Raw genomic sequence first — 21169 nt, 5'->3', positions numbered from 1 at the left:
AACTCTTATATATTTTTCATATACTGCAGAATAACGCCGGAGAACTCCCTGCTTCGCAGCCGTGATACGGGAATCTCTTTGCCATTATCCATACAGGCAGTCCCGTTTTTATAGCCTTTTAAATGTTTCAGATTGATAAGATAGCTCCTGTGGCATCTGTAAAAACGATTATCCAGCTTCGTTTCCAGTTTTTCAATCCGTTCATAATAATCAACAACCTCGCCGGAAACCAGGTGCAGATATATTTTCCTGTCTATGATCTCACAGAAAACAATCTCATCCTTTGGAATGATGCGCCCCTCATATCCCTTTTGCACCAGCAGGCTGTCTTCGCTGGCGTTCTGCATGGAAGCGTAAAGGCGCTCCATGGTCTTTTCAAACTGTTTTTTATCCACCGGCTTGACCAGATAATCGTAGGCCTGTACCTCAAAAGACTGGAATACCATCTCTTTCAAAACCGTAATGAAGATTAAAACTCCACGGAACTGACCAGCCCTCAGCTTCCTTGCCGTTTCCATACCGTCCATGTCCTTCATCTGGATATCAAGAAACAGGAGGTCGAGCTGCCCATTATAGCTCAGCAGCTCTTCGCCGCTGGAAAACATACGGAGGCTGATCTCCCGGTTCTTTTTACGAAAAAAATCAAAAACAAAAGACCTTATATGATCAGACATATGTTTTTCATCATCACAGATTGCAATACGGATCAATATGTCACCTCCTAGTCATGATATCGTCAGCGGCAAAAGATACTCTTTTAATGCCGATACAGGTTAATGTTTTATTATATCCTGTTAAAAACGCAGCAGCAATCAGATTGCTGTGAAATGTTTATCTGTTGCCGTAAAATACTAAGCAGAAATCTATCACTCACTCCATCGCCCGAATCCGCTCCACAAGGGAAAGCCTTCCGGTATAACGAACCGCACAGACCGAGAATACCGCCTGCACCAGAAGCAGCGCTGCCGCAAACATCAGTACCTGGAGCACCGGGAAATGATACGTGAGCTTTCCGAACATACCAATTTGATCAAACACCCTGCACAAGGCCAGGCTGCACACAGTTCCCAGTGTCAGGGTCACAAGCAGCGTGATCCCCACATAGTACAGGCACTCAAAGGACAGCATCCGGGACAGCTGACGGCCGCTCATGCCAACGGACTGGAACACGCCGAATTCCTGCTGGCGGGTAAGAAGATTGGTAATCAGCGTGTTGGCAAGATTGATTAGGGCAAACACAAAGATAAAGACCAGAATACCGTAGAGCCGGGTCAGTTCCCCACGCATGCCGGTCTCAAGTTCAGCCGTCAGATCATAAAGGCTGGAGACTCCCACCCGTTCATCGGGCACAGCGCCGAATACTGCCCGCCGCAGCTGTTCACTGTCTTGTTCTGTGTGGAGATTTACACAGCCTGTAAAATCCGATATTTCCGGATAAAGGACGGACAGTTCTTCCTCCGGCAGAATAAAGAAATGAGCTGTGCTGCAGATTGGAACATTCTCGACAATCCCCATCACGGTATAAGTTTTCCTCTGTCCGTTGTAACAGGAAACAGTGACGCTATCCCCGACCTGATAGTCTGTCCTGTAAATCTCTTTCAGCGCTCCGCCTGACGGACAGACCAGAATGCCGCTTCCATCCACAAGCTGCCGGTAATCTGCTGTTCCCTCAAGAACTGCTCCGCCGGCATACATCTTCGCCATATCCTCCCGGTCAATTCCCCTGACGATAAAAGGCTCATGCTCACGGTTGCCCGGGATTTCGCTGATGGCAGGGATTTCCACACAGGCCATGCTGTATGCCGTGATGTAATCCACGTTCAAAATAGAGGCGAGTTCTTTTTGCCGATCCTGTCCCAAAGGATTATCCTTCTGCATCTCATAAAATTCCCGGCCTGCGTAGTCTTCATATTGTAAAAGGTACTGGCTCCTGTCTCCAAACTGGGACTGGGCCATTTCCTCTACGTCCACCGAGTTTGCATAGGCGGAAATACACAGAAGCAGAATCCCAGTCAGGCTTAAGGACAGAGCCGTCACAAATGCCTTTTTGCGGTTCCGGGAGAAGTTCATCAGAGCCAGCCTGGTTATGGTCAGGCGGCGGTGCCCCTGTCCGGAAATACTGCGTCCCTGATACCCGGAATAGGCGGTGGTCCGGATAGCTTCAATAGCAGATACTTTTCCTATCATAGATAAGGGCTTTCTGGTGGCAGCAAGAACCATCCCATAAGTCAGAAATAGAATAACTATTGCGGACCGGATATTGTCACGCCAGGACCAGTAACCGGGTACGGCGATCCGTGCGATCACTGCGGCAAGAATCAGTCCGAGGGGAACTGCCAGGGCAGTCAGGAACCGCCTCTCCCGCTTTACCACCCGCTTTAACTGCTGCGGCGTTGTTCCAAGCACTTTTAAGCGCCCGTATTCCCGCATTTTTCCCATCACGGAGATGTAGAAAATATTGTAGATCACAATCGCACAAATGACAGCAATCAGTACCGACAGGACATAAATCTCCATTCCGCTTCCCAGATAAATATCCACCATCCCAAAATAGCTGGAGCTGTAAAAGGTCCGATCCGCCGGTATTCCCATTTCTGCGAAAAACCTTTCAATGTCTGCACGAAGTCTTTCCGGCTCTATTACCTGACTCCCTTCAAAACGGAATCGCAGTTCATAAGGAGCCTGGTGAATGCCTATGTCCACAGCAATTTCCGGAATCCAGACCGTGAAAATCCGGCTGCTGCTCTCCGATTCCAGAATGCCTGTAACGGTATAAAGATTCTCGCCGTGGCCAAGGTCCAAGGTAACCTTCCGGCCGATTTCTGCCGGAAGGTTAAAATAATCGAAAAAAGAGCTCTCTATACAGATCTCATTTTCTGCCTGGGGATAAGCCCCGGCAATTTTGCCGTATCCCATCAGGTCGATCATCTCCGGGCTTACAAAGCTGACGTTCAAAACACTGTCCTCATAGCGGACAGAGCCGGCATCGGCCGTATATCCCCATTTTTCAAACCTGCCCGTATCCGCAAGCCGTGTGACCTCTTCTCTGGTCAGCCCGTCACAGCCGGCCTGATACTGTCCCAGGATATTGTCCAGTGTCTTCTTCTGCTGTGCCGAGTAGATAAAACAGAGGGTTCCCATCAGACAGACGGCAAGGGCAATGGTAAGAATGATAAAAACGCTTCGGCGCCTGTCAGCTTTCATACTGCGGCCTGCCAGTTTCTTTTCCACCCTGCTTGTGTCATTTTCAAAAGGCCATGTCATAATCCGCCGCCTCCTATTCCAGTTGCGCACCGGTACACCGGATGCTGTTTCCCATGATCCTGCCGTCCTCGATCCTTACGATCCGGTCGGCAAGCTGGGCAATCTCGTTATTGTGGGTAATCATAACAATGGTCTGGTTAAACTCCATGCTGGTACGTTTTAAAAGCCCCAGTACATCGGCGCTGGTTTTGGAATCCAGGTTGCCCGTGGGTTCGTCAGCCAGAATGATAGCGGGTTTCGTGATCAGGGCGCGGGCAATGGCGACGCGCTGCTGCTGTCCGCCGGAAAGGTTATTTGGCATATGCCCAAGCTTATCTTCCAATGCCAGCATCTCCACGATTTCGTCCATGAACTTCTCATCTGCCGTGTCGCCGTCCAGCTCCACAGGCAGGACAATATTTTCATAGACATTCAGAATTGGGACAAGGTTATAGTTCTGGAATATAAAACCGATGCTGCGGCGGCGGAAGATGGTCAGCTCCTCATCATTCTTTTTTGCCAGTTCATCCCCACGGACAATGACGCTGCCGGACGTGGGCGTATCCAGCCCGCCCATCATGTTAAGCAAGGTGGATTTACCGCTGCCGGATGTTCCGACTATCGCTACAAATTCACCCTGTTCCACAGAGAGGTTGACGCCATCTAGGGCGCGGGTAATGTTTGGCTCGGCTCCGTAATACTTTTTCAGCTCGATTACTTGTAATACATTCATAAGCAAATGCTCCTTTCCCTGTTGATAAGGACATTATAAAATCCAAATATCACAGAAATGTCCGAGGCGGCATAAAAAATGCGGCTGAAATGTTACAAAACCCGGACATTTCAGCCGAAAACCTGCCGCTGACAGCTCTGCCGGCACACTGCTGCGAAAAAATCCAAACCGGACAACTGGAAATGTCCGTCTGCCATGTGTTATCTTATAGGGAGCATAATGGAAAATTCCGAACCCTTGCCCGGCTCTGAAACCACCTTAATATAGCCGCCCTGCCGTGTTACGATCTCGCGGGTCAGATACAGGCCAATGCCCACGCCCTGCTGTTCGTGTACTTCTTCCTCACGATAGAAGCGTCGGAAAATAGCGGCCTGATTACTCTCGGAAATACCCTTGCCGGTATCAGACACACTAAGTTTTACATACATTTCCCACTGCTCTGCTGAAATTCGGATGGCTCCTCCCACCGGGGTATACTTCACCGCATTGTCCAGCAGATTAAACACGGCTTCCGCCGTCCATTTGCTGTCGTGGGAAAGCAGGAGATCCTCCGGACAATCCACTGTAACGGAAATATTCTTTTTCTCCGCCGCATATACGATGCCGCTGCAGGCCATCGCCAGCGTATCGATCAGCGGGGCGTTTTTCTTCTCCAGCCGGATTGCCCCGGTTTCCAACCGGGAGGTTTTCACAAGGGCCTGAAAAAGAAATTCCAGCTTGTCCGTCTGGTTCCGGATGCCCTGCAGGAACTCCCGCTGTTCTTCTTCTGTGACAGACTTTGAAAGAAGCGTATCCGTCACCATTTTCAGATTGCTTACCGGTGTTTTCACCTGATGAGAGACATCTGACACCAGCATCTGCAGCTCCTGCCGTTCCTCGGATGCCTTCCGCCGGTTCTCCTGCATGATATCGTACAGCCGGGACAGACGGTAGCCGATACGGGCAAAAAGTGTCTCTCTGTCCGCGGCACGCATCGGTTCTTCGCTTCCGCTTATCATCTGATCCATTGCCCGGCACAGCTCTCTGGTAAATACGGAAAGCCGTTTACTGAAAACAACTGTCAGAAGGAACATCCAGGCAAGAGCACAGAGCATCAGCAGCCCGCCGGTGGTAAGCACCCAGCTCTCGCCTGTCATCCATAAGAGAACGGCACATATGGCCAGCATGGAAGCCGCCATACCGCCGCACGTCAGCAGGAATATCTTTTTTACAGAGATCCGCCCCAGATTCACTTTCTCTCGCCTCCCATCCATTGGTATCCAATCCCGTAAATCGTTTTGATGTAAGTGTCACCTTCTGCCTCAATCTTGCCCCGTATCCGGCTGATGGAGGTAGTCAGGGTGTGTTCATCCACATAGTTTTCATCCGTATCCCACAGCCGTTCCAAAAGGCGCTTCCTGGTAAGGATCTGTTTGGGATTTTTGCAGAACAGGTACAGCATCTTATATTCCATAGGGGAAAGGGTAAGGGATTTACCATTTAACGAAGCGGACTGTTCCGAAAAGTCCAAAAACAGCCTGCCGTCATCATAGAAGTCCTTTGGCAGCCCCTGGTGTTCCAGCATGGCGAACATTGCCCGTATTTTCCGCAGCAGCGCCCCAATGGAAAAGGGCTTGGTGATATAATCCACCGCCCCGGCTTCATACCCCCGGATCTGGTCGCTCTCCTGGTCGTTGGCCGTCAGGAAAATCACCAGCGTGTCAGGATTCTCCGGCTTTATAAGCCTGCACAGGTCATAGCCGCTGCCGTCCGGCAGGTTGATATCCAGAAGTACCAGGTCATATTCCGTCTGCGCCAGTAACTTGGTGGCTGTGCCTGCATTCAGGGCTGACACGGTATCGTAACCCTCGGAAATCAGGTTATAAGTCAGCGTTTTATTTAAAAGGCTGTCATCCTCTACCAGCAAGATCTTTTTCATATTCACACTCCTTTATATTTTTATAGTAAATGGCCGTTTTTTTGTCATTCATTATAGTTTAACATACAAATGTCCGCGAAATGTTACAACCGGCAATTTTTCGTGTGAAAACAATAGAATCAACGCTTCGTGAGCCTCCTCTTGCACGAATAAATAACGGGATGCACAATTGCCCGCACCCCGTTGTTTTCATCCTATATCAGTCAATTAATGTCCCGTTTCCGATATACCTTTACCGCAATCCGGTACGAGACAAAAAACCAGATAACAGAAATGATAAGTACAATATGGAAAGCCAGAAGGATATTCTCCTTTACAGGAAAAACCAAATTGATAAGAAGTACTAGTCCCGTAATAATCCCTGTTGACGCCATAAATGACATCATAAAGACAATCTGCGATTTTTCCGGGTCAGACAGATATGCGCACGGCAGGCTGACGCCGCCTGCCAGCAGGGTAGCGCTTATCCCGATAGAGCCATACAATAACAACGAGTGAAGCGTTATATCCGTACCAAAGCACGCAAGGACAGCACAGGGGATCAATCCTAAAGCGGCATTGATGGTTGTGCTTTTTCCTGCACCGTTTTCTCCAATCAGTCCGACAATGGAGCCGCAAGGAACGTTGAACGAGACATGATCCAAAACAAAATCCTGATAAGTTTTGGTAAGCTCTGATACCATGAAAGCATTTGCCATCGCTAATTCTCCTCTGCAATCTCCGGCTTTGGCAGTTCCGCATCATTCGTTTATATCAGTATAAGTTTCTTTTTCATAATCTTCCTCCCATATTCTAAAAGAACCGTATTTCTGCAGCATAAAATACATCATTTACAAAGCTGCCTTTCATTTCAACAAACATTTGTTCATTCAAGTCTTGAAATCCGGCTTCTTTGTATTCATGGCTTTCTTCATCTCCGTCAATGTTTCTCATATAGAAATCGGTATCCTCTTCAAACATTACATGAATCAGCTGGGAATCAGGAATATCAGCATCAGAGCTTGGAGAACTGTATATTAAGGAACCATCTTCTGAAATTTTTACTTTCCTTTCCACAATGAAAAATGAATCCTCTTCTATCTTCCACACTTTGCCAAGGAAATCCGCATCAACAGCAGCGGCGGTATCCGGATCTAAAACCTGCCATTTCCCTGCTGTATTTTCCTGGGACTCATCCGTGCCTTTGTCATCATCTTTTATTAGCGCGTCAGTTTCTTCTTCCGGCAATATTTCATCTGACTGGGTTTCTTCTGTTTTAACAGTAGCTTCTGTCGCGGAGCCGCAGCCTATGGCCATTGTATTCAATATACAGACAGTGCCGAACAATATTATTCGTTTTTTTAGTTTCATAAGTACCTCCTGTTTATCATCATAGAAATAATAGCCATTATAATTTGCCCGAATCATTCAAGCAACCTGTTTTGTTGTGAAATGTCATTCGGATGCAGTGAATGTCTTACAGTTTTTTCACAAACAGACAGCGGATTGCATTCAGCACCGCAAGAATCATAACGCCCACATCTGCAAAAATCGCCAGATACATATTTGCAATTCCCACAGCCCCTAATGCAAGGCAGGCGAATTTTACAACAAGCGCCATTGTAATATTCTGATAAACAATCCGCAGACATTTTCTTGAAATCTTGATTGCCTTTGCAATCTTAATCGGATCATCATCCATCAACACAATATCCGCCGCTTCGATTGCCGCATCGGAACCCATTGCCCCCATAGCGATGCCAATATCCGCTCTGGAAAGAACCGGGGCGTCATTGATACCGTCACCCACAAATGCCAGTTTTGCCTTGCCCGACTTCACCCGCAGAAGTTCCTCCACCTTATCCACCTTATCTGCCGGCAGAAGTTCACTGTAAGCCTCGTCAATCCCAAGAGAGTAAGCCACCTGATTTGCCACTTTCTTTGCATCGCCCGTCAGCATGACGCATTTTTCAACGCCTGCTTTCTTTAATTCCGCAATCGCCGCTTTAGAATGAGGTTTGATAATATCGGAAATCACGATATGACCGGCATATTTCCCACCCACTGCCATGTGTATAATCGTTCCGGTCTGGTGGCAGTCCTGATAAGGAATATTCAGGTGTTTCATCAGTTTATCATTCCCGGCTGCAACCTCCATGCCGTCTATCTTTGCAGTTACGCCGTTTCCGCTGATTTCCTGTATATCCGATACACGGGTTCTGTCAATCTCTTTCCCATATGCCCGCTGTAAACTCTTGCTGATGGGGTGGGAAGATGCACTCTCTGCAAGAGCCGCATATTCCAACAGTTTTTCATTCTCTATGGTAGAATGGTGAATCCCGTTTACTTCAAAGACGCCTTTTGTCATGGTTCCGGTTTTGTCAAAAACAACATATTTTGTCTGGGAAAGGATTTCCAGATAATTGGAGCCTTTCACCAAAACACCCTCCTTGCTTGCTCCTCCGATACCTGCAAAGAAACTTAAAGGAATACTGATAACAAGCGCACAAGGGCAGCTGATAACAAGGAATGTCAATGCCCGGTAAATCCAGACTCCCCAATCGGCAGACAGCCCCATAAAAAGCATACGGACAACAGGCGGAAGGAATGCCAGCGCCAATGCTGCATAGCAGACAGCCGGAGTATAGATTTTTGCAAACTTCGAGATAAAATCCTCTGATTTTGATTTGCGGGAGCTTGCATTTTCCACTAAATCCAAAATTTTAGAAACCGTAGATTCCCCAAACTCCTTTGTGGTCTGTATTTTCAATACACCGGTCATGCTGATACATCCGCTGATTACTTCATCGCCAACCTTTGCCTCCCTCGGCAGACTTTCCCCGGTCAGTGCACTGGTATTCAGGCTGGAATTGCCCTCAACAATCATACCGTCAATCGGCACTTTTTCTCCCGGCTGTACAACAATCACACTTCCAATCCCTACTTCGTCCGGGTCTACCTGCTCCAATTTCCCGTTTTTCTCTACATTGGCATAATCGGGGCGAATATCCATCAGGTTGCTGATATTGCGGCGGCTCTTACCAACCGCATAGCCCTGGAACCACTCGCCAATCTGATAAAACAGCATAACGGCAATGGCTTCCAGATACTCGCCATTCTCATAAACAGCCAGTGCCATTGCCCCAATCGTAGCCACTGCCATGAGAAAACTCTCGTCAAATACCTGACGGTTTTTAATGCCCTTTGCAGCTTTCTTCAGAATGTCATATCCGATAATCAGATAATCAATCAGATAGCACGCAAAACGAAGCCATCTTCCTGCGCTCGGGAATAAATATCTGTCAACCGCATCAAACATCTCTGCGGAAATAAACTGGAGCGCCAGTAAGATACCGGCACAGAGTAAAATCCGAACCATCATAACCCTTTGCTTTTTCGTCATACCGTCTTTACGGCCGCCGATAAAAATAAGAAGAACGGCAGCCATTATGATCACAACTGTAAGCAGTATGCTTATTACTAATTCCTGCATAGTAAAACTCCTTTCAAAATATGCTTAATTATTTAATCGTTAATAGCAAAAATGACACCCCTATACTCAAGGCCGCCAGAATTTATCAACCTGTTCAAGTCAATCATATGGCTGGCGGCCTTTCGTTATATCGCCTGACTGTAACTCTGTCTAATGTGCAGTATAAATTGCAGCGGCGCATTTTAAGGGTGTCATTCCGTCACTGTCAGCTGCCGCTCAAAGAAAAATCTCGCAGTCCGGTTCCACTTTCTTGCAGGCATCCAACACATTCTTCATAACATCCTTCGGCTCCTGCCCCTCATCAAATTCCACGATCATCTTCTGTGTCATAAAATTGACAGTTGCGCTCTGCACACCGGCGGTCTTGCGGGCCGCATCCTCCATCAGGTTCGCACAGTTGGCACAGTCTACCTCGATCTTGTAAGTCTTATTCATTGTAAAGTCCTCCTCGTTATTTTTTAAATTCAGTGATTAAGCACTTGTTTAATCATTGTGATTGCAGTATAATACACAGAAAGGCACCCGTCAATACCTCTCAGGCATTCCCTCCCAAACGGGCGAAAAGTATTTCCATTTGGGCGAAATGCAAACGAAAAAGAAAGGAAAAACTATATGGAACCTACAAAATTACCGCACCGGCATGGAGATGGGCAGCAAACGGAGCTGATACAGAAACAATTAAATCATGTGGATTATTTTCAAACGGTAGCCGAAGTTTTCAAGCAGCTTGGGGATACCACCAGAATCCGCATTTTCTGGCTTCTCTGCCATTGTGAAGAATGTGTCCTCAACATTTCTGCTATGTTGGATATGTCAAGCCCTGCCGTATCCCACCACCTCCGGCCATTGAAGAACAGCGGCCTGATTGTCTGCCGCCGTGAGGGAAAAGAAGTTTACTACCGTGCCGCAGATACGGAACAGGGACGCCTGCTGCACCAGATGATTGAGCAGGTCATGGAAATCACCTGCCCCAAATTGTGAGGTCTGTCCTATGAATGAAGAATTGCTGAAAATACGAAAAGATGTGGAACGGCTTCACCCATCAAATGCAAACGAAATCATTCCGCTTTATCCTGGTATAGAATTATGTTATCTGACCTTATCATCCGAGCCGCTTTCCGTGCAGCATGAAGCCCTGCCGCATATCATTCAGATTAACTATTGTAAAGCCGGACAGATGGTATGGGAAATGAAAAACGGAAACCGTATTTATCTAAATCCGGGGGATTTTTCCCTGCATACCATGAAAGCCTGTACGGATTCCGTGATTCGTTTTCCAAATGGTATCTATCAGGGGCTTATTGTCTGCATTGATTTACAGGAAGCCGCCGGCAATCCTCCTGAACCATTAAAGAACAGCAGTATTTTTGAAACGATATTGCCGGAAAAATTCTGTCAGAATGACAGTCCGATTTTTCTTGCGGGGAATGAGCAGACGGAACCTATTTTTTCCGCATTTTATAACCAGCCGGAAGAATGGAAGCTGTTCTATCAGAAAATAAAGACCCTGGAATTGCTTCTTTATCTTGGTAAAGCAAAACTCACGCCTAAGCAGCGATTATCCGAATATCAATCCGAACAGATAAACATTGTCCGGAAAATCCATGAACAGCTGACACAGCATATAGGGCAGCGAATCACAATAGAGGAACTTTCCAGACAATATTTAATCAATCCAACTACTTTAAAAGCCTCCTTTAAAGCCATTTATGGAACTTCCATCGCCGCCCACATCAAAGAGCACCGCATGGAAGAAGCCGCCGGAATGTTGCGGAAATCAGGAATGAGCATAGCCGAAATCGCAAAGGCTGTCGGTTATGACAGCCAGAGCAAATTCACCTCAGCGTTTAAGGCATTTTTTCAATGTCTCCCAACCGAATACCGAAAACGGCATCTCTGACCGGAACTCTTTATGTTTCATCAAGAATGTCCTTCAGCTTTGAGAGCAGAAGCTCTCCCACAGTCACCGCATCCTCAATGGTAAGATAATGATCTGCGCTTCTGCTTACCAGGAGCTTTCCGGATGCCTCAAACTCATCATCCGCAAACCAGGCCTTCAGCCAGATGGAGTATTGCCGGATAGCCGTTTGAAAGTTCTGTTCCCTGTAATCCCACGGTCGCAATACTCTTTTCTGCAGGTATCTCACATAGAATCTCCACACGTTCACATACATTCTTCTTCATCCATTCCCGATTTTCCCCATCCACTTTGTTGAACACCAGATAAACAGGTTTTCCGATGCTTGTGCCCAGTTCAGAAACTTTCCCTGTCAATGCCAGAGATTCATAGGAAGGCATAATTGGATTCATCTGAATCAATGACAAGAACCTTTCTGCCTCTCGTGCGCCTTTGCAGCTTTACCGTCCAGCAGAAATTTTTTCTAATACATACTTGACATTTCTTAGCTGGACTATATTTTTTTGAACAACGTGTTGATTATTTTTATACGATACAGTATAATGGCTCTTATCAAAAAGGCAAGAAACAATATGGAAAATCTGTATGGTTACTGAACAAAAACGAAAAATTGTTGAGTGACAGAGGGGAAGATCATGGCTGAAAAAACAAAAAAAGAAGACCGGCGTATTCGATATACGAAGCAGGTCATAAAAGATACTTTATTAAAACTGTTGGAAAAAAATCATTTTGCAAAAATTACGGTTACCGAACTGTGCCGCAGGGCTGAGATCAACCGGGGTACTTTTTATCTGCATTATTATGATATGAATGATGTTCTGGACGATATACTGGATGACATGCTCTCTGACACTTCCAGCGTCATGGAGCATGTCTTATCTCAGAAATGCGATTCTCCAAACTGTTCTTATCCGTTCTGTGATAAAATTCACAGCAATAACATGTTCCGTTATCTGCTCCTGGATGATACCATCTTTTCAAAAATTATTGACAAAATGGCGGATCATAAGGAACACTATATTACCTGGCTCATGTCTCACAGCATCCTTACATTTGAAGAGGCGGAAGCCGTCTTCTACTTTCAGATGAATGGCTGCCTGGCAATCAATAAACTTATGTCCCGCAATCACTGCAGCGACTGGAAAAAAATACAGAAAACGATTGACGCTTTTATCAAAGCAGGACTGGAGAGCTTTCTGATTCATGATCAGAGAAAATAAAAGCTTTTTTCAGCGAACCGAATCTAAAGTTTTTCCGTCTGTACCAGTATGGCTATTCCGACAACGCAATCCTGTAAATATCCGCCTGTTCTCCATCAATTTTAAAGCTGCGCTCATAGACTCCGCCATTCCGGGTAATTGTTTTAACCGAAGGTTCATTCTTCCTTTCCACAGAAAGATACAGTTCATTCATCCCGGTCTTTTGGGCAGCCTCCAATATCTGCCGCAGCATTTCCGTAGCGAAGCCTTTTCTTCTTTCTGACGGACGGACACTGTAACCGCAATGGCCAAGATCCTTTAGGAAGTCGTTCAGCGTATGCCTGAAATCAATGATTCCCACAATTCTATCATCATTGACAGCAAAGAATGTGTCCGTTATAACCCAATTCGGATTAACGGTCTCTTCTTTCGTGTTTGCGTCTATGGTTCTGCACCATTCTGTGTAATCATCCGTTTTATCAAATAATTCACTTCCGTTGATGACAAATTCCCCATGTTCAAAAAATTCCTGTCTGAACTCTATGGCCTGTTCTTTCATCGCTTCTGTTGGTCTGACTAATTGAATCATTTTTCACACTCCCTATATCTTCAAATCCAGCTTCGCACCAACCTGCTCCCTATTTTCACGGGCTTTTTCTCTTGACTTCTCAATCCGCTTTCCGGCGTTTTCCTGTGCTTCTTTGCGGAGTTTTTCGTTCAGATTATCCTTTCTTACCGAAACAGAAAAATGAGAAATATTACCATTTTCGTCAATATAATCATGCCTGACAATTACAGTAGACCCTACTGATTTTTTATAATTATCAAGCCATTTCAAGGCAGATTCCACATCCTTCAATCTCTGTGCGTATTCCTTTGCCGCCTTTGGATCATTCTGCATCTTCTCTAGGAGCTTAGGGTTGACATCTACAACATTCACCTTGCCATCATTATTCGTGTTAAGCCCATACCCAATTTGCAGCTTCATATAGGGTACCTGCTTCTGCAAATCTTTAAGGTATTCCTCATTTCTGCTATTTTTTGCGGTTTCAGCGCTTTTTTGCGCAGCTGCTGTTTCTTTTGTTTCCTCTTTTCTTACCGCCTTCTTTTTTGATGAAGCATATGTGCTTTCATAAACACTGTTGTAATTGCTCACTCCTGTAATCGCCATAATTTTTCCAAATCTGATAACACCATTATTCCGCTTCACCCAAATTGTATATCATTGCCAGCGCAATCTTTCCGGCCATATCCCTGATTTCATTAACCCTCATATAAGGAAAAAGATATTCCCCGTCTGCGGTGGATCTCAATCTATAACTCATCCTCTCCTGTTTTTATAACTGTAACATTTGATGCAATCGGCATATGATCCAACACTTCTTTTGGGTTGCCAAATTCAACTGTGTTCACAATCTCCATTTCACCCAAACCGTTATCATCTCCTGCCAGGTCTTCAGAATCCCTTCCCGTATCCGGTTCCTCTGCATCGAAGTCCCTTTTTTGATCCTAACCATCTGCATCGCATTCTGTTGCAGTATCATTAACGTCAGAGTTAATTGTTATTTCTTCTGTCCGGATTGGTTTGGATGGCATACAGCGGCACCCAGTCAATCCTGATAAAGCACCAGTTACAAGAACCATACAGCTTAATATTTTAAGATTTTTATTACACATAGTATTTTTCCTTCTGAAAATGCCGATTTTTCTTTTTATATGTCTTTCCTGTAGAATTTAATTTTATCATTCTCAAAGCATTGGAACAACCTGCATGCCGCAGACGGTTTTTTTAATGACGTGAAATGTCCGGGTATTTCAAAATCCACCTGAAAGAAGGTCGAATTTTTATCATACAAGCTCCAATCATGGCATACGGCGTTCAGTCGGACAGCCCAGCCATGATGTTAGTATATAAATGTTGAACAACCTATACTATCAAACGAAAGAGCAAAGGAGATGTTCAACATGGCGAAAAATCAAAAATCTTACACTCCGGAATTTAAACAGCAGATCGTGGAGATTTCCGGAGCAGACTTTGATGAAGATACGGATCTCTGGAAACTGGTCTCTGCCAAAGCAGGGTTTGCATACGAAGGCCAGTTTGCATCTGAAAAGCAGATTCCCAGCAGCTCAAAGATGCCATACGCAGGGAATTTAAAGCCAGTGTAGCGTCCCTCCCCCCACCGAGCGGACGAAGCAATCCGCCAAAACGCAGACCTCTCTGGCCGCTTATCACTACACCACCGCAAACTTTGAATACGTGGATGTGGTCTCCCTAATGCAGAAAGGGCCGAACACCCACGGCAAGAGCCGGAACACCTTCCAGACTGCTGATGGGCAGGAACATGACATTTATGAACTGATTGTGATATCCATTTTTCTCCCGTGAAAAGGTTTTGCTCCATGAACACGCAAAAGAATCTCCGCAAAAGGAAACAAGTGCCGTAATGTCCCCTGGCATTTTAAAGCAGGATTCTTTTAATGGCTCTTTCCATAATTGCGGTTCACGTTCTCTCAATATCTCCAAATACTTTTTTGCCGTTGTCATAAAAGCCTCCTTTTCCAAACATTTTTATTTTCTCCGCCAGACACCAAACAGGCTTTTCTTGTAATGCTTCAGCGCCTCCATTGCCGGCTCGTAATTTCCCGCCGCTTTCAGATACTCTACACCTTTTTCAATATCCTCCCTCACACCGATTCCCTCAGCATACATCATCCCCAGACCATAACTTTTATAGCAGGATTTTTCACTTCTCTCCAATAACGCCTTCCCTCTCGCCGGATCTTGTCTGCAGCCATGCCCCAGCAGATAGCAGATTCCCAGCAGATCATATTTGATACCTTCCGGCTCCTTATCTCTCTCCAGCCATTGAACCGCCTGCGCATAGTCCACAGCCGTACCCCAGCCGTTGAAATACAAACGTCCCAACTGTCGGCAGGCATAGCTGTCGTTACCATAGCTGGCAGTCTTTTTGTAGCACTCTAAGGCATAAGGCAGATTGCGCTCCACTGCCTTGCCGTTCCAATAAATATCTCCTATGATATGCCAGCTCCAGAGATGTCCTGCCTCTGCCGCTTTCAGCGCCCAGGGAAGAGCTTCTTTATCGTTATCCTCTGTATAGGCCAGATAATGGGCATAGGCATACATCCACTCCGGGTAGCCCCATTCTGCGCCCTGGCGCAGAATGGGAACTTCCTTTCCCGGCTCCGGCGGAATGTATTCTCCCCGTCCATACTGGTAATATTGACCGTAATTGCGACCCGCCAGTATCATGCCGCCGGAAAATGCTTTCTCAAACCAGGGGAGGCACTGTTTTATCTGCAGGCGTTTCCATTCGTTCCAGGCTCCCTTATTTGCGAAGTTACTTTCCTTTTGATCTTCAATCTCTATGATGTCCAGAAAATAATAGGTGTTCCCAATCATGTACTGGCAGAAAGCACATCCGTTTTCGGCTTTTTCATAGATGACATCCCATGCTTCTTTTATACTCTCAAAAGGCATGATCTCCCGCAGCTCCGGCGTCAGCATATCCATACGCAGCGCCCCCAGAACCGCAGCGGCGCTGCCCAGGGAGATTGCCTGATGGAGCATGGCGTAGGCAGCCGCCTCGTTTTCTTCAAAGGGATGGTATTCCCAGCTGTAACAGGAGCCGGAAAAACAGCGGGAAAGGATATAGCAGGCATCCCCATCGTCTTCCTTTGCCGCAAGCAGCAGTGCGTCCGCCGCAGCTGCTGCCTTGTCGTTATCACAGCAATAATAAAGATCCTCAATGGCTTTATCCACCACATCGCTAAAATACTTTCCCATGTTTCTTTTTGCCCTTTCTGTTTGCTTTTTCTATCTGGTCAGTAATATCAGTCCATCCGCTCATTTCTTCAAAAGCACCGGAATTCAAATAATTGACCAGCCAGAATTTCACCTGCGTCACGGTTCCTTCTTTCGCCAGAAACCTGGTATCCCCTTTTCCCGTGTTATTGGTACACCAGATCACCATCAGGTCATTTTGAACGCCAGGGAAGAGATCGATTGCCCGTGTTCCCCATTCCAGGAATACCTTTGTGTATGTTCCTTCATGTATGCCGTCAATGGCCAGTTCCACATCTCTGGCGGAGAAAAATGCGTGTTCATCATGCCAGCTCTCTCCAAAAATCACCAGAAGCTGACGCCAGTTACGCATTTGGCCTTTCTGTTCTCTTTGAAGCTGCTGCCAGAAAGATTTTATGTGTTCCTCAGTCTCTTGGGAATCAACCTTGCTCTTCCCCTCCACAGCTTCTTCTGTATTTATCAAAGAGCCTGGTTTGTCAAAATCAGCAATCGGATCTGATTCCCCATCTGTATCTTCCGGGCTGTCCTCAGCTTCGCCGGGACTGATGCCGTTTTCCTCCCATTCGGTGTCCTCTTCCTCGCCGCTCTCGTCTTCGTCGTCATATCCATTCTCTATTTTTTCCCACCCTGAAAGAGCAGCGCTGCCAGTCAGGAGTTTTTCAAACCAGTCCCTCGCCTCGTCAAGCTCTGCGCTTTTATGGTACGATTCATATCCGCCTTCCGATACCTCTAAAAATGCCGTCAATCGAAAGGCCTCGTAGTACATACAGAAAATCTGGCTTATGTTCCCTATCTCCTGTATGGCAAAAGGCGGCAGGAGCTCGAGTTTGAAAATGCCCCCTTTATCACTTCCCATCAGGCTTTCCATCTGTTTTTGTAAAACCTCCGCCGTAACATTGGACGTCCTGTTTCCGGATGTGTCCGTAAGGATAAACTGGCTGTCTGATGCCTGCTCCTTTTTTTTATCCGGCCTCACCAGATCACGCACTCCGTCCCATATCCCCAGCAAGCCAAAGCCCGCCATGCCAATCCCAATCAGGAGCCGGACAATGCCGCTCACTTCTTTCATTTCAGCAAGTCCGATCACGATCAGACCAAAACCCAGAAATGCAGCATAGCCTCCCAATATCAGAGGGGTCAGCCGCAGCCGTTTTCCTGTTTTGTTATTTTTTTTCATCATCTGCTCCCTGCCAGCTTTCTCATTTTTCTGTCCTGCCGGCTTGTCCCTAAAATCCCACATGAAAAGCCAGGCCTGTCTGTTCCTGAACCTTTTCAAGCAAGCCGCTCCCTGCAGCTGCCTTTGTCAGCAGCATAAAGCAGACCGGCTCCTGCCCCAGAATCAACAAAGCGTTCTGATTTTTGTAGGCATATGCCATCTGCAAAGGAAAACCGCCCAAATCGATCAGTTCCGGATGGTCTGAAAGGGGCTTAAAATCATCCTTGATCCGGTCAGCTATCCTTTGGAAATACTCCATCGAAAACTCTCCAGGAAAAAAATCACTGAACAGGCAGGTTCGATCATTAGCATGTTCACGCCATGACATCTCCTCCCATTCACGGATGGCATGAATCACCAGGAACAGCCCATATGCGTCCGGGGCATGGTTAAACCTGGGTTCATGTTCCAGCTTATGAATGTTCAAGGAAGCGTGGAGCAAAGGGATATTCCGCTTTTTCCAGTATTTCTGATACGCTGCCGCTGCCGCCAGGATCTCATCCTCTGAATAACATTTCCATTTTTTCAAGCCCTCCATATGCTTCGGGCTGATAAACTGCCGGAGTATCCTCAGTTCCTTTTCAATTGCATACATCGTTTTCACCTTTTAAACAGGCCCGCTTCCTGCATTTCCCTTTCTTTATCCTCCACCCGTTTCCTGCCCTGTCCGTTCTATGACCTCATATTCATGGCTTTCTTCATTTTCGTCAATGTTTCTCATATAAAAACCGGTATCTTCTTCAAACATTACATGAATCGGGAGATGATGATATCGAGAAAAAATGTGGGTAAAATAAACGAGAAGAAGGGTCTAAAAGTTCCAGACTAAAAATTTAGGCAAAGCAAAAACCTCGAAAAATCAATGTTTTTCAAGGTTTTCTGAGAGGCGACAACCAGATTTGAACTGGTGATCAGGGTGTTGCAGACCCACGCCTTACCACTTGGCTATGTCGCCATACACTTATTATATTCTAACAAAAACTTTTTGATACGTCAATATCAAAAATGACTCCTACGGGAATCGAACCCGTGTTACCGCCGTGAAAGGGCGATGTCTTAACCGCTTGACCAAGGAGCCTTGTTCCTTCCGGCCCTTGGGCCTTACGCTGAATAAAAAATATTTTCTTCATTCAATACGGAAACTCCCCGAGTTGGGCTCGAACCAACAACCCCGCGGTTAACAGCCGCGTGCTCTACCATTGAGCTATCGAGGATTACTTCTTCTTTTTCTCTTCAGATATATTCTATGCGCTTCCACGCTCTCATATACCTTCAAAACTATATACTGATTTATCTCACATCTTGGTTTTCTTTGTTCTTCCTTTCCTATGACGCTCTGGTCAAGCCCTCGACCGATTAGTAGCAGTCAGCTCCATGCATTGCTGCACTTCCACCTCTGCCCTATCTACCTTATCGTCTTTAAGGGGTCTTACTGCTTTCGCATGGGATATCTCATCTTGAGGGGGGCTTCACGCTTAGATGCCTTCAGCGTTTATCCCGTCCCGGCTTGGCTACTCTGCCATGGCCTTGGTAAGCCAGCAGATGCACCAGCGGCCGGTCCATCCCGGTCCTCTCGTACTAAGGACAGCTCCTCTCAAATATCCTGCGCCCACGCCGGATAGGGACCGAACTGTCTCACGACGTTCTGAACCCAGCTCGCGTACCGCTTTAATGGGCGAACAGCCCAACCCTTGGGACCTGCTGCAGCCCCAGGATGCGATGAGCCGACATCGAGGTGCCAAACCACTCCGTCGATGTGAACTCTTGGGAGTGATAAGCCTGTTATCCCCAGGGTAGCTTTTATCCGTTGAGCGATGGCATTCCCACTTAATACCACCGGATCACTAAGTCCTACTTTCGTACCTGCTCCACCCGTCGGTGTCACAGTCAAGCTCCCTTCTGCCTTTGCACTCTTCGAATGGTTTCCAATCATTCTGAGGGAACCTTTGAGCGCCTCCGATACCCTTTCGGAGGCGACCGCCCCAGTCAAACTCCCCGCCTGACATTGTCCCACCGCCGGTTCACGGCGGCTGGTTAGAAACCCAATACTGCAAGGGTGGTATCCCAACAGCGGCTCCATGGCAACTGGCGTCACCATTTCCTAGCCTCCCGCCTATCCTGTACATGCAGTACCGAATCCCAGTATCAAGCTGGAGTAAAGCTCCATGGGGTCTTTCCGTCCTGGCGCGGGTAGCCAGCATCTTCACTGGCACTTCAATTTCACCGGATGCATTGTTGAGACAGCGCTCAAATCATTACGCCTTTCGTGCGGGTCGGAACTTACCCGACAAGGAATTTCGCTACCTTAGGACCGTTATAGTTACGGCCGCCGTTTACTGGGGCTTAAGTTCAAAGCTTCGCGTTTCCGCTAACCTCTCCCCTTAACCTTCCAGCACCGGGCAGGCGTCAGCCCATATACCTCACCTTTCGGTTTCGCATAGACCTGTGTTTTTGCTAAACAGTTGCTTGAGCCTATTCTCTGCGGCCGGTTCGCACCGGCACCCCTTCTCCCGAAGTTACGGGGTCATTTTGCCGAGTTCCTTAACAATGCTTCTTCCGTCGGCCTTAGGATTCTCTCCTCATCTACCTGTGTCGGTTTACGGTACGGGTACCATATAAACAATAGCGGCTTTTCTTGACGCATGGCTCACGGACTTCCCTACTCTAATTCGGTACGCATCACGCCTTTGGATTGCAAGGGGGATTTGCCTCCCCTGCTCCTGCTTCGCTTGCACCGGCTTTTCCATTTCCGGCTCCCGCTCTCCACACGTGTCCCCACAGTTCTGTTATACGGCAGTACAGGAATCTCAACCTGTTGTCCATCGGCTACGCCTCTCGGCCTCGCCTTAGGTCCCGACTTACCCAGGGCAGATCAGCTTTACCCTGGAAACCTTAGATATTCGGCCGGAAGGATTCCCACCTTCCTCTCGCTACTCATTCCGGCATTCTCTCTTCTTAACAATCCACAGCTCCTTACGGTACTGCTTCCTCTCGTTAACAATGCTCCTCTACCAATTGACATTCATCAATTCCTGAGCTTCGGCGGCGTGTTTTAGCCCCGGACATTTTCGGCGCAGGACCTCTCGACCAGTGAGCTATTACGCACTCTTTTAATGTATGGCTGCTTCTGAGCCAACATCCTGGTTGTCTTTGAAATCCCACATCCTTTTCCACTTAACACGCACTTTGGGACCTTAGCTGCAGGTCTGGGCTCTTTCCCTTTTGACTGCCCAACTTATCTCGTGCAGTCTGACTCCCGGTCATCATCTCCATGGCATTCGGAGTTTGATATTCTTCGGTAAGCTTTGACGCCCCCTAGGAAATTCAGTGCTCTACCTCCATGAGACTAAACCGAGGCTAGCCCTAAAGCTATTTCGAGGAGAACCAGCTATCTCCGGGTTCGATTGGAATTTCTCCCCTACCCACACCTCATCGCCACCCTTTTCAACGGATGTGCGTTCGGCCCTCCATCGCCTTTTACGGCGGCTTCAGCCTGGACATGGGTAGATCACCCGGTTTCGGGTCTGCCTGGTCTGACTTAATGCCCTGTTAAGACTTGGTTTCCCTTCGGCTCCGGACGTATGCGTCCTTAACCTCGCCAGACCCGGCAACTCGCCGGACCGTTCTACAAAAAGTACGCGGTT

At 47.0% G+C, this 21169-nt stretch carries 21 protein-coding genes, 3 tRNA genes, 1 rRNA gene and 1 pseudogene (1 of these 26 cut by a window edge); 4 read left to right on the top strand and 22 right to left on the bottom strand.

What is annotated here, in order from left to right; genetic code table 11:
- Positions 1-5: 5 nt before the first annotated feature.
- The 10 genes and pseudogenes from VV089_RS20245 to VV089_RS20200 form a co-directional block, all read right to left on the bottom strand.
- Complete coding sequence (locus VV089_RS20245) at positions 6-710, bottom strand: LytR/AlgR family response regulator transcription factor (protein WP_334337173.1); 705 nt, start codon at positions 708-710, stop codon at positions 6-8.
- Between the two features lie 160 nt (positions 711-870).
- Positions 871-3264, bottom strand: a complete 2394-nt coding sequence (locus VV089_RS20240) for an ABC transporter permease (RefSeq protein WP_334337172.1) — start codon at positions 3262-3264, stop codon at positions 871-873.
- Positions 3265-3277: 13 nt separating this feature from the next.
- Complete coding sequence (locus VV089_RS20235; protein WP_334337171.1) at positions 3278-3976, bottom strand: ABC transporter ATP-binding protein; 699 nt, start codon at positions 3974-3976, stop codon at positions 3278-3280.
- A 200-nt stretch (positions 3977-4176) separates the two neighbouring features.
- Positions 4177-5208 carry a HAMP domain-containing sensor histidine kinase gene (locus VV089_RS20230; RefSeq protein ID WP_172542834.1) on the bottom strand — a complete coding sequence of 344 codons (1032 nt, stop codon included), beginning with the start codon at positions 5206-5208 and terminating at the stop codon, positions 4177-4179.
- The gene (locus VV089_RS20225) at positions 5205-5894 is read right to left on the bottom strand and encodes a response regulator transcription factor (protein ID WP_334337169.1); all 690 of its coding nucleotides are present in this window, start codon (positions 5892-5894) and stop codon (positions 5205-5207) included. The genes VV089_RS20230 and VV089_RS20225 overlap by 4 nt, the downstream gene beginning before the upstream one ends.
- Positions 5895-6097: 203 nt before the next feature.
- Positions 6098-6439 carry an ABC-2 transporter permease gene (locus tag VV089_RS20220; RefSeq protein WP_334337602.1) on the bottom strand — a complete coding sequence of 114 codons (342 nt, stop codon included), beginning with the start codon at positions 6437-6439 and terminating at the stop codon, positions 6098-6100.
- A pseudogene (locus tag VV089_RS20215) lies at positions 6434-6592 on the bottom strand (ATP-binding cassette domain-containing protein); the annotation flags it as partial. The gene VV089_RS20220 and the pseudogene VV089_RS20215, both read right to left, overlap by 6 nt.
- A 94-nt stretch (positions 6593-6686) precedes the next feature.
- The gene (locus tag VV089_RS20210) at positions 6687-7244 is read right to left on the bottom strand and encodes a hypothetical protein (protein ID WP_172542812.1); all 558 of its coding nucleotides are present in this window, start codon (positions 7242-7244) and stop codon (positions 6687-6689) included.
- Positions 7245-7350: 106 nt separating this feature from the next.
- Positions 7351-9366: a heavy metal translocating P-type ATPase gene (locus VV089_RS20205; RefSeq protein WP_442891573.1), complete on the bottom strand. Its 2016-nt coding sequence runs from the start codon at positions 9364-9366 to the stop codon at positions 7351-7353.
- Between the two features lie 216 nt (positions 9367-9582).
- The gene (locus VV089_RS20200; protein ID WP_334337168.1) at positions 9583-9801 is read right to left on the bottom strand and encodes a heavy metal-associated domain-containing protein; all 219 of its coding nucleotides are present in this window, start codon (positions 9799-9801) and stop codon (positions 9583-9585) included.
- Positions 9802-9978: 177 nt separating this feature from the next.
- On the opposite strand from VV089_RS20200, the gene VV089_RS20195 reads away from it, so the two are divergent.
- Positions 9979-10347: an ArsR/SmtB family transcription factor gene (locus VV089_RS20195; RefSeq protein ID WP_172542811.1), complete on the top strand. Its 369-nt coding sequence runs from the start codon at positions 9979-9981 to the stop codon at positions 10345-10347.
- Between the two features lie 10 nt (positions 10348-10357).
- Positions 10358-11266 carry a helix-turn-helix domain-containing protein gene (locus tag VV089_RS20190; RefSeq protein WP_334337167.1) on the top strand — a complete coding sequence of 303 codons (909 nt, stop codon included), beginning with the start codon at positions 10358-10360 and terminating at the stop codon, positions 11264-11266.
- A gap of 10 nt (positions 11267-11276) precedes the next feature.
- Here VV089_RS20190 and VV089_RS20185 read toward each other — a convergent pair whose 3' ends face one another.
- Positions 11277-11540, bottom strand: a complete 264-nt coding sequence (locus tag VV089_RS20185) for a DUF3786 domain-containing protein (RefSeq protein ID WP_334337166.1) — start codon at positions 11538-11540, stop codon at positions 11277-11279.
- A 379-nt stretch (positions 11541-11919) separates the two neighbouring features.
- Between VV089_RS20185 and VV089_RS20180 the strand changes: the two genes are divergently transcribed.
- Entirely contained in the window at positions 11920-12504 is a 585-nt protein-coding gene (locus tag VV089_RS20180) for a TetR/AcrR family transcriptional regulator (protein WP_334337165.1), read from the top strand.
- A gap of 52 nt (positions 12505-12556) precedes the next feature.
- On the opposite strand, the gene VV089_RS20175 is transcribed toward VV089_RS20180, so the two are convergent.
- The 3 genes from VV089_RS20175 to VV089_RS20165 are packed head-to-tail and all read right to left on the bottom strand — an operon-like array spanning position 12557 to position 13808.
- Positions 12557-13072, bottom strand: a complete 516-nt coding sequence (locus VV089_RS20175) for a GNAT family N-acetyltransferase (RefSeq protein ID WP_334337164.1) — start codon at positions 13070-13072, stop codon at positions 12557-12559.
- 12 nt (positions 13073-13084) lie between these two features.
- A complete protein-coding gene (locus VV089_RS20170) occupies positions 13085-13639 on the bottom strand; it encodes a DUF6033 family protein (protein WP_334337163.1) in 555 nt (184 codons plus the stop codon).
- Between the two features lie 40 nt (positions 13640-13679).
- A complete protein-coding gene (locus tag VV089_RS20165) occupies positions 13680-13808 on the bottom strand; it encodes a hypothetical protein (protein WP_334337162.1) in 129 nt (42 codons plus the stop codon).
- Between the two features lie 640 nt (positions 13809-14448).
- Between VV089_RS20165 and VV089_RS20160 the strand changes: the two genes are divergently transcribed.
- Positions 14449-14652, top strand: coding sequence for a hypothetical protein (locus VV089_RS20160; protein ID WP_334337161.1), 204 nt, complete (start codon positions 14449-14451; stop codon positions 14650-14652).
- A gap of 106 nt (positions 14653-14758) precedes the next feature.
- On the opposite strand, the gene VV089_RS20155 is transcribed toward VV089_RS20160, so the two are convergent.
- From VV089_RS20155 to VV089_RS20120, 8 genes are all read right to left on the bottom strand, one after another.
- Positions 14759-15031, bottom strand: a complete 273-nt coding sequence (locus VV089_RS20155) for a hypothetical protein (protein ID WP_334337160.1) — start codon at positions 15029-15031, stop codon at positions 14759-14761.
- Between the two features lie 24 nt (positions 15032-15055).
- On the bottom strand, positions 15056-16291 hold the full coding sequence (locus VV089_RS20150) for a tetratricopeptide repeat protein (RefSeq protein ID WP_334337159.1): 1236 nt from the start codon (positions 16289-16291) through the stop codon (positions 15056-15058).
- Positions 16275-17489, bottom strand: a complete 1215-nt coding sequence (locus VV089_RS20145; protein WP_334337158.1) for a hypothetical protein — start codon at positions 17487-17489, stop codon at positions 16275-16277. Before VV089_RS20145 ends, VV089_RS20150 begins: the two co-directional genes overlap by 17 nt.
- Before the next feature lie 46 nt (positions 17490-17535).
- Positions 17536-18120: a hypothetical protein gene (locus tag VV089_RS20140; protein ID WP_334337157.1), complete on the bottom strand. Its 585-nt coding sequence runs from the start codon at positions 18118-18120 to the stop codon at positions 17536-17538.
- Positions 18121-18409: 289 nt separating this feature from the next.
- Positions 18410-18480: transfer RNA gene (locus tag VV089_RS20135), tRNA-Cys, on the bottom strand.
- A gap of 51 nt (positions 18481-18531) precedes the next feature.
- Positions 18532-18603, bottom strand: a tRNA-Glu gene (locus tag VV089_RS20130).
- Positions 18604-18667: 64 nt separating this feature from the next.
- Positions 18668-18739: transfer RNA gene (locus tag VV089_RS20125), tRNA-Asn, on the bottom strand.
- A 121-nt stretch (positions 18740-18860) separates the two neighbouring features.
- Positions 18861-21169 (bottom strand): 23S ribosomal RNA (locus VV089_RS20120) (it continues 585 nt past the right edge of the window).

Source organism: Candidatus Merdisoma sp. JLR.KK011 (genome assembly GCF_036941125.1).
Taxonomy (GTDB): domain Bacteria; phylum Bacillota; class Clostridia; order Lachnospirales; family Lachnospiraceae; genus Laedolimicola.
The sequence above is the reverse complement of the archived record's forward strand: the minus strand, read 5'-3'. Positions and strand labels throughout refer to the sequence as shown.